Source organism: Bdellovibrionota bacterium (genome assembly GCA_035292885.1).
Classification (GTDB): domain Bacteria; phylum Bdellovibrionota_G; class JALEGL01; order JALEGL01; family DATDPG01; genus DATDPG01.
Genome location: DATDPG010000099.1, coordinates 1 through 8,022 on the forward strand (window position 1 = coordinate 1; position 8,022 = coordinate 8,022).

General features: G+C 57.4%; 8 protein-coding genes. 3 read left to right on the top strand and 5 right to left on the bottom strand.

Annotated elements, in window-relative coordinates; all coding sequences use genetic code 11:
* The coding region (locus VI895_07895; protein ID HLG19720.1) for a hypothetical protein at positions 1 to 1,716 on the bottom strand (1,716 nt) is incomplete at its 3' end.
* A gap of 187 nt (positions 1,717 to 1,903) precedes the next feature.
* A complete protein-coding gene (locus VI895_07900; protein HLG19721.1) occupies positions 1,904 to 3,205 on the bottom strand; it encodes an aminotransferase class I/II-fold pyridoxal phosphate-dependent enzyme in 1,302 nt (433 codons plus the stop codon).
* A gap of 398 nt (positions 3,206 to 3,603) precedes the next feature.
* Here VI895_07900 and VI895_07905 point away from each other — a divergent pair, with 398 nt between their 5' ends.
* Together VI895_07905 and VI895_07910 are read left to right on the top strand one after the other, a co-directional pair.
* Positions 3,604 to 3,852 (top strand): DUF433 domain-containing protein, encoded by a 249-nt coding sequence (locus VI895_07905; protein HLG19722.1) that lies wholly within the window; start codon positions 3,604 to 3,606, stop codon positions 3,850 to 3,852.
* Positions 3,849 to 4,088, top strand: coding sequence for a DUF5615 family PIN-like protein (locus VI895_07910; GenBank protein HLG19723.1), 240 nt, complete (start codon positions 3,849 to 3,851; stop codon positions 4,086 to 4,088). The genes VI895_07905 and VI895_07910 overlap by 4 nt, the downstream gene beginning before the upstream one ends.
* 151 nt (positions 4,089 to 4,239) lie before the next feature.
* Here the strand turns inward: VI895_07910 and VI895_07915 are convergent, their stop codons facing one another.
* From VI895_07915 to VI895_07925, 3 genes are read right to left on the bottom strand one after another with little or no spacing between them, the layout of a single operon-like run.
* Positions 4,240 to 5,181, bottom strand: coding sequence for a cysteine synthase family protein (locus VI895_07915; GenBank protein HLG19724.1), 942 nt, complete (start codon positions 5,179 to 5,181; stop codon positions 4,240 to 4,242).
* Positions 5,178 to 6,494 (bottom strand): thiamine pyrophosphate-dependent enzyme, encoded by a 1,317-nt coding sequence (locus VI895_07920; protein ID HLG19725.1) that lies wholly within the window; start codon positions 6,492 to 6,494, stop codon positions 5,178 to 5,180. Before VI895_07920 ends, VI895_07915 begins: the two co-directional genes overlap by 4 nt.
* Positions 6,491 to 7,624 carry a transketolase C-terminal domain-containing protein gene (locus VI895_07925; GenBank protein ID HLG19726.1) on the bottom strand — a complete coding sequence of 378 codons (1,134 nt, stop codon included), beginning with the start codon at positions 7,622 to 7,624 and terminating at the stop codon, positions 6,491 to 6,493. The genes VI895_07920 and VI895_07925 overlap by 4 nt, the downstream gene beginning before the upstream one ends.
* An 88-nt stretch (positions 7,625 to 7,712) precedes the next feature.
* Between VI895_07925 and VI895_07930 the strand changes: the two genes are divergently transcribed.
* On the top strand, positions 7,713 to 8,022 hold a 310-nt coding region (locus VI895_07930; GenBank protein HLG19727.1), incomplete at its 3' end, for a hypothetical protein.

Consider the following 8,022-nt stretch of genomic DNA (forward strand, 5'->3'; position numbering starts at 1 on the left):
CTTTAATCCCACATGCGCGCAAACAAGAATCAACGGTTTGTACGGATCGTTGGAAACAGACGCTCGTGCCTGCGCGCCAATGGCGTGGAGCCGCGCCGCGATATGCCCGAGCGGCGCCAAGAATGCGCCGTACGAAGAAGCCACACCGATATGGTGGCCGAACGTCGAGAGACCCGAGAGAATTCCGCACATGGCGTCTTCACAGATTCCCGCCAACGACAACGTCCGAGACAGCGAATTCGATTTCGCACTCCAGTAACCTTCGGGGAATGAGTCGGCCACGGTATTGACACTCGTCGAACCGAGCAGGTCCGCCGAGGCGACGAAAAAGGCGCCCCCCGACTTCTTATTGTAGTGATTGAGAACCCGGCCGAGTTCCCCACGCAGCGTCGTGCTGGTCCCGATTTCAAGAGCCGGATCCATCGCCGGTTGCTTGAGAGATCGCTGAGCCAAATCGAACACGGCTTCAATGTGCGGCGCATTCGAACGGAGTGTCCGATGCGCTCGATCAAGCCGCTGCCGCGCTTCCTCCAGCCGGTGAGCCAGCGAGAGGGTCGCCGCTTTTTTCTCTTCGAGTGTCCGCCGTACGACGCCCAGCGCTTCCCAATAGCAGGACTCGATCACTTCGGGCTTCCCGCCCCCCTGACAGCGCTGCGCATCGGACTCGCACCGGGGTAATTCCTTTCCCTTCGGCGTGATCAACGGCGACACAGCCGCGAAAAAGGCTTCGGCGCACAATTTGTGGCCGGCGCCGTGCGAGGCTTTTCCTTCGATTCCGTACTTCCATCCCTTCGTCGTTCGATAAATAACCGCCGTCGGTTGGCCGTTTTGAATCCCAAGGGCGTATCGTTGGGCCGCGATTACCTGCTGAAAATCGAGGCCGTCGGGAACAAATACGACGTTCCAGTCGTTGAGATAACAGAGTTCCATCGGATCCCATTGAACGTAGTCGCCCGGCTGGCCGCCGTCCCGGCAGACGCGGTTCGAATCGATCGACGCTTGGTTCCAGTCGACGTGGAGAAATGCATTGCCAAGGCAAGCGGTACCCGCCGCGGCGAGCGCTTCCGCAACACGCCCCGGCGTCATTCCCCCCTCGCCTTCCACGATGTGAACGCGAGGGGCACTTGACCCGTAATAATCGGCCGCTGCATAGGCGAGTCCCAGGGAAGACGCTAGGCCTACGCCCGAAGCTCCCGTCGAGAGACGGACGAACGGCGTCGCCGGCGTTGGATGGCCGTCAAGAGCTTTGGATTTGAACTCCGAGAAGAGCGGCGTCTTCTTGATCGGATTCTGGCGGAAGCCGAGAAGGTCTTCCAAGCGCAATTGCTTCCGGTTGTCGGAGGCCAAGAGTTTCGGTGCGCCAACTCGCGTGACTTCGTTTCTCAGCGCCCAAAGGGCGTAAAGGCCGAGCGCCTTGTGCCCGGCGGCGTACGAAAGAATATCGGCATCTTCGCGATCCGGATTCGAGACATCGTAGTCCATCGAATCGAAGATCAGAGACTGGACGAAACGGCCGGAGGAGATCGAGCCTCCCGGATGGCCGGACATCGGAACGTAGTTGTACATTAGCGCGCAGAGCGATCGATAGACCAGATCGAACGATTCGTAATTTTGAAGCTCTTCAGCCGATAACGGAGGTTTCTGCGATTTCATCTGCTCCGCAATATCAACGTAAATCCCCCGCCGCGGCCCGAATTTCATCGTTTCCGTTTTCATCTCTCTCCTCCTCGTTCGCGTGCGCGGCCGCTGCAAAAAATAATTGTGGGGTCAAGTACAGCACGATAGGTGCGCGCGAAAATTGGCTTGGGTGGCGAGACGGGGGTCCCCAATCCGAGGACTCGCAAGCCGCAGGATTGGGGGTGCACGTCGAGACCGGAGCCCAAGCCTGTTTTCGCTTCTAAAATCAATAGAGTCGTTTGCCTTCATTGACGAACGCACGGAATCCGCTCTTATCCTTTGCGGCAGCCGCCAGGCGCCGCATCCCTTCCTTCAGATCGTCGAGACCCGTCGCGATCGAGATTCGGAGAAAATGTTTTCCTTCCGTTCCGATCACGCCGAAAGCCCGGCGATCCATCGTGGCCACCTGGTACTTGAAGAGCAGAAACATCTGGAAAAGCGTGGCCGGGCTCGTCTTCGGCCGGACGTCCGGCGGCAGACCCCGATGCAATTCGATCGCTCCGATCTCCTCGCACACACCGGCGATGTTGGGAAATACGTAGAACGCCCCCTTCGGCATTTGGCAGGTGATTCCCGGAATTGCGTTTAAAGCCTTCACGACCAAATTCCGCCTTTCCTCGAACGCCTTCACCATTTTTTGGACTTCGGGGCCGCTCTCGGGAGACTCGATCGCCACCTTGCTCCCCATCTGGTTGTAGGCCGCGGTGCAGGAGAAGTAGTTGATGTTCAGTGTCTTGAATACCGCCGCTTCTTCGGCGGTGGGGAAGACGGCCCATCCGATTCGGCCGCCGGTCCATGAATAGGACTTGGACGCGCCGGAAACGATGATCGTTCGCTCCTCCATTCCCGGCATCGACGCGATCGAAATATGCTTGCTGCCGTCGAACAAAATAAACTCGTAGACTTCATCCGAAAAAACGCGCACATCTTTGGGCGCCCTCGTCTGAATCACCTTCGCGATCGATTCCAACTGCTCCCGTGTCGCCACTCCTCCGGTCGGGTTCGAAGGAAAATTCACGATCATCAATTTCGTTTTCTTCGTGATGAGCGGTGCGAGATCCTCGCCGGTAAACGCGAATCCCTTTCGCTCATCCAAATGAATGGGGACCGGTTTGAGGCCGACAAATTCGGTAAACGATTCGTAAATCGGGAAACCGGGGCTCGGATAAATCACCTCATCGCCCGGATTGCAGTACGCCTCTTGGCAGAATCCAATCGCCGGCTTCGCGCCTGGAAATACCACCACGCGGTCCGGCGTAATTTTGAGGCCGCGATTCCGGCCGATGTATTTGGCCACCGCTTCGCGAAGAGGGAGAATCCCCTGCGGATCGCAGTAATGCGTCATATCGTTGTCGATCTGGCGTTTTACTTCTTCGCGAATGTGTTTCGGAAGAGGGAAATCCGGTTCGCCTAAATTGCAGCGAATGACCTTCTTCCCCGTGGAGTCTTCGACCTCTTTGATATAGGGGCCGACTTTAAAAGCATTTTCCGTTCCGATTCGTTGAATTCGATCCGCAAAAAGGGCCATCGTCCGATCCTCCTCGTTTGATTCATTTCTTACGCAAAGCCGGCTGAAGTTAACTGATCCACATCATCTTCATGCCCCAGAACGAGCTCAAAATAAAGAGATCGATCGCCGAGATATCCTTTTCAGGAGCGGATTTCATGCGGAAGTGGATTGAGAACCGATTACGAAGCGGACGAAACCGCGGATAACCATCGCATCGATTTCGCGTTCGTTTACGCTTTTCCGAAGTTCTGAGCGGTCTATTCAGTAAGGATTGAAAAACACGATGACTCAATGTCGCTGCCCGAAGCTGTTGTGCGGACCACAAGGATTCCAAGCAGTTACGCATTGGGTTCGCCCTTTCCGGATACGTCCGAGGGCGACTTGGATTCATTTTCTGGCTGCTGTAGAGTAAAAAGATGGCACCCGACGTTAATAAATGGATTGTCGCTGACCCCGCGATTTGTGACGGGAAACCCTGTGTAAAAGGAACCCGCATTCCCGTCGATCTTCTGCTCGATAAACTTGCCGCCGGAGAGTCCTTTGAACAAGTCCTTGAAGCTCATCCACGTTTGACGGATGAAGCTTTGAAAGCCGCCATTGCTTTTGCATCCCAAAATTTGAAGGCGGATCTTGTGTATCCTGTAGAACAAAAAGTTCGCGGGTGAAGTTTCTCGTTGATGAAAGCGTGGACAAGCCCATCGTGGACGAGCTCCGCGCCGAAGGCCATGACGTCATTTACGTTGCCGAACAGTTCGCCGGACTTTCGGATGAAGCTGTGTTTGGCCATGCGCTGGACCAGAGCCCGCATCTTGGTCACGGCGGACAAGGATTTCGGGGAGCTGGTTTACAGACAAAAGCGGCTTCATCACGGGGTGATTCTTCTCCGTCTCGAAGGTCTTAAGAGGGACGAGAAATCATCCCTTGTTTGCCGGATTATCTCGCTACATGCCGAGGGCCTCCCTGGACGGTTTGTAACGTTGACCTCCAGTCGACTGAGAATTCGGCGATGGCCTCCTTCTCAGTGAGGAAATAGGCGCCGCCATCTGAACCGTCTATTCGTTAAGGATCGAATAACCCGCCGGCTTCTCGTAGGGGCAGCGCCCCTCTCCGCAATGCCGCAAACCCTCGGTCTTGTATTTCGAATACCCGTCGGGAAACACCGTCACGACGGTTTTGAACCGGCCGGCGAGTCGCTTGGCCGCCATGAAATTCGCGCCGGACGAAATCCCCACGCAAAAATTATAACGCTGTTGTAAGACAATGGCGGCGGATTTCGCGCTCCCGCTGTCGATGCAGACGACCTCATCGATCCAATCGTGCAAACCTTTCCGTGCCCCGCGCACAATATCGGGAATAAAACCGTCCCCGATACCTGGAATCCCGTGCCGGTCGGCTTTTTTCCCGCTCATCACCGCCGACTCACTCGGCTCCACCGCGGCGATATGAATCTTTGGAAATCTCTCCTTGAGGGCTTGAGCCACACCTATGAGTGTTCCGCCGGTCCCCACCCCCGCGACAAACGCATCGATGGAATCGGAATGAGCCGACATCTGCGCCAGGATTTCCTGGCCGGTCGTTTTATAGTGGCACACAACGTTCAGCGGATTTGAGAATTGATCGGGATTAAACGTTTCCGGTTCCTTGCACATCTTGTCCCGGATCAACGCCGCCTCCGCAAAATCCCCCGCGCGACAGAGAATGAGCTCTGCGCCCAAATCTCGGATCAACTGTTTTCTCTCTTCCGTCATGTTCTCCGGCATGACGATCACAACTCGATACCCCTTTTGAACACCGAAATAAGCGAGAGCAATACCGGTGTTTCCGCTGGTGGCTTCCACGATCTTCATACCCGGTCGAAGCCACCCTTGCCGTTCGCTCTCTTCGAGAATGAAAAAGGCGATCCGATCCTTCACGCTCCCCGTGGGATTCGAACATTCAAGCTTGGTGTAAATGCCCCCGACTTCGAGTAAAGGGGTACGCCCCGGTTCGTTCATCCGGATCCCTCCGGAAGTATTTTGGCCAAAAGTTCTCGAACTTCCCCCTGCTGATTGAGCGGCAGCGTTTTCAGGGCCGCCCACCACGCGTGTCCATCCCACCATCGTTTTGAATGAATCTCGCTTACGGCTGCGGCCAATGCGGCGTTTTTCGGCCCGAACTTCGCCCGAAAGTCGGTTCGAACCGCCGGGACCCCCGCCGGCGGAAGCAGCTCCCCGTCGAACAGGTAGCGGCATCCAGGCTCCGGCAGCTTAAAAGCCCCTTTCCCCTGAAGCTCCTTTTGTCCCTCCTCCGCCAAAACAAAAACGATTTCGGGCGCACCGAGGCCGGTGTAGCCGATCGGTTCGGGACTGAATGTCACTTCGGCCAAAGAAAAGCCGCTCCCCTGCGTCACCGGATTGTCGGTCCGGAGCGTCATTTCAAGACCGGATGCCGCAGCCGCGCGGGCGCAAAAGAGCGCCGCCGATTGAATCCGCTCTCCCGCGCGCCCGGCCAAGAGTACCTGAACCGGCCGGTCAAGAAACCGCCAAGATTTCGTCACCGGGACTCCGCTCTCCTCGGGCGAAACATTGGAAACGGCGCTCTTCGGACCGGCCAAGGCCGGGCGCCTTGTTTCTTGGCGAAGAATTCCCAGGCGCATCCCCTGGCGTTCCGGGAGAGCCCGGAGCTCACGGCCTCCGATCCCTCCGCGCGCCGTGGCGAACGTCGGGCACAACTCCAAGATTTCAACGCACGCAAAACCGGGATGCTCGATCGCTTTTTGAATCGTGACCGCGACGTCGTCTCCGGGGGCGACCGTACGAGCGAAAAATCCCGCCCCGGCAGACATCAACAACGCGCCCAAATCGAGCGCCGGAATAGGGCTGCCGTTCGGCGTCGTCGTTGTTTTGAGGCCGAACGGCGTCAAAACCGAATGCTGACCGCCGGTCATTCCGTAAATCAGATTGTTGTGAACCAAAACCGCGACCCGGGCATTGAGTTGCGCGGCGTGAATCAGATGAAGCAGACCGATCCCGGCCCCGCCGTCGCCGATCAAAACTATCGGAGATAACCCCGGCTTTTCTTCGCTTCGCTCTCCCATCGATATTCCCGCCGCCACCGCCACGGAACGCCCGTGTAACGTGTGAATCGTATGAACGGCGGGGAAAAGGGCGTCGGCTAAGCCGACGCAACCGATATCGGTGACCAATGCGACCCGCTCTTGCGGAACGTCGAGCATCCGGAGCGCCTGATCGAGAGCGCGCAGAACATGGGGGTGCCCGCAACCGGGGCAATGGGGGAACGGCTTCGTCGAATCGAGATAGAGATTCATGCGCGGACAACCTCGCGAATCGCTGCGGGTGAAATCATCGCGCCGATCTGATTCACCTTTTGAACTTCCACGTCGCGCAAGAAGGGAAGAAGTTCCTTGCCGTAAAGTCCGGAAAGATTTTCTTCCACGATGACCACGCGCCGGACTTTCTGAGCCGCCGCTTTGAGCGCCCGCCAAGGAACCGGATAGAGCGACAAAATCTCCAGCAGACTCACCGGATTCCCCTCGCTCTTCGATTGGCGCGCGACATCGCGGCAGGTTCGGGCCGAGATTCCGAAGCTGACGAGCAGCGTGCGGGCGCCCGGTTCGTCCGTCCAGCGAACGCGTTCCAAGCGCTCGGCGTATTGCGAAATCTTGACGTCGAGATGCTGAATTTGGCGAATCGTCTCCGGGTCGTTTTTTCGAAGCTGGCCGTCCTGATTGTGCGCCGAGCCGGTCACCGTGACTTTCCGCGAACCACCGACCGGCGTAAACAAAGGAACGTCCGAAAGAGCCTGAATGCCATAGGGTCTATAGGGACTGTTGGAACTTGGGAGGGACCGAAAGGCCGGCCGAACGTCGGGAAGCTTATCGAGGTGAACGCTCTCGACGGTCATCGCGACTTCTTTGTCGGAAAGCACAACGACCGGCGAACGGAGGCGGTCCGCGATTGAAAACGCCTCGGCGGTCAGCGTGTAACAATCATACGCGTCGACCGGCGCCAACACCGGAATCGGGTAGCCGCCGGAGGTGCAATATTCGACGAGGAAAAGATCTCCCTGCCCTCCTTGCGTGGCTCCTCCGGTGGCCGGCCCAAGCCGCTGAACGACGAGAATGACGACCGGCGTTTCGGTCATCACGGCGTAACCCACCGTCTCGATCATGAGAGACCACCCCGGTCCTGAAGTGGCGGTCATTGCGTGAGCGCCCGAAAGCGATGCACCGACGGCGTACGAAAGCGACGAAATCTCGTCCGGCGCCCCCACGGCGATGCCCCCCAGACCGGGGAGTTGACGCATCATTTCGGCGTACACTTCCGACGAAGGCGTGATCGGATATCCCGCGAAAAAGTCACATCCGGCGGCCAGTGCGCCTCGAACGACCATCTTGTTTCCGGAGCAAAGGTCGACGCGCTCCACGGCTGAAACCATCGGTATATTTTCTACGAGAATTCGCGGCTGAAACCTGATCTAGATCAGCTTGGGTATCAACTCCCCGTAGAACGATTAAAATAGGCTTGTGACTGAATCGCTCCCCGTTTTCCGCATGCAGCTCCCTTCGGATGCGCAATCGCTTCACCAGTTCAAATTGAATCTGAAAATTCGGGCGCTGACCGCGCCTTTCGATCCCGCCTACGGTCTCAGAAGCCGGCTGCGGGTCCGCATCGAAGGGCCTCAAGAAATCGAACCGGTCGAGCTGGATGCGGAGGTGGTGTTCGTCTCCCCCGTTCAGATGGGCATGCAGATCCAAAGGCTCGAAGATCCGGATCTGGATCGCCTCAACCGAATGATCGAATTTCTCGAATCGCATCCGAACGTCTCGGTCCGAT

Bases quoted from the DNA above. Each gene is read 5' to 3' on its own strand.
- VI895_07900 (HLG19721.1), bottom strand. From the start codon at position 3,205: ATGGCCCTTTTTGCGGATCGAATTCAACGAATCGGAACGGAAAATGCT.
- VI895_07905 (HLG19722.1), top strand. From the start codon at position 3,604: ATGGCACCCGACGTTAATAAATGGATTGTCGCTGACCCCGCGATTTGT.
- VI895_07915 (HLG19724.1), bottom strand. From the start codon at position 5,181: ATGAACGAACCGGGGCGTACCCCTTTACTCGAAGTCGGGGGCATTTAC.
- VI895_07920 (HLG19725.1), bottom strand. From the start codon at position 6,494: ATGAATCTCTATCTCGATTCGACGAAGCCGTTCCCCCATTGCCCCGGT.
- VI895_07925 (HLG19726.1), bottom strand. From the start codon at position 7,624: ATGGTTTCAGCCGTGGAGCGCGTCGACCTTTGCTCCGGAAACAAGATG.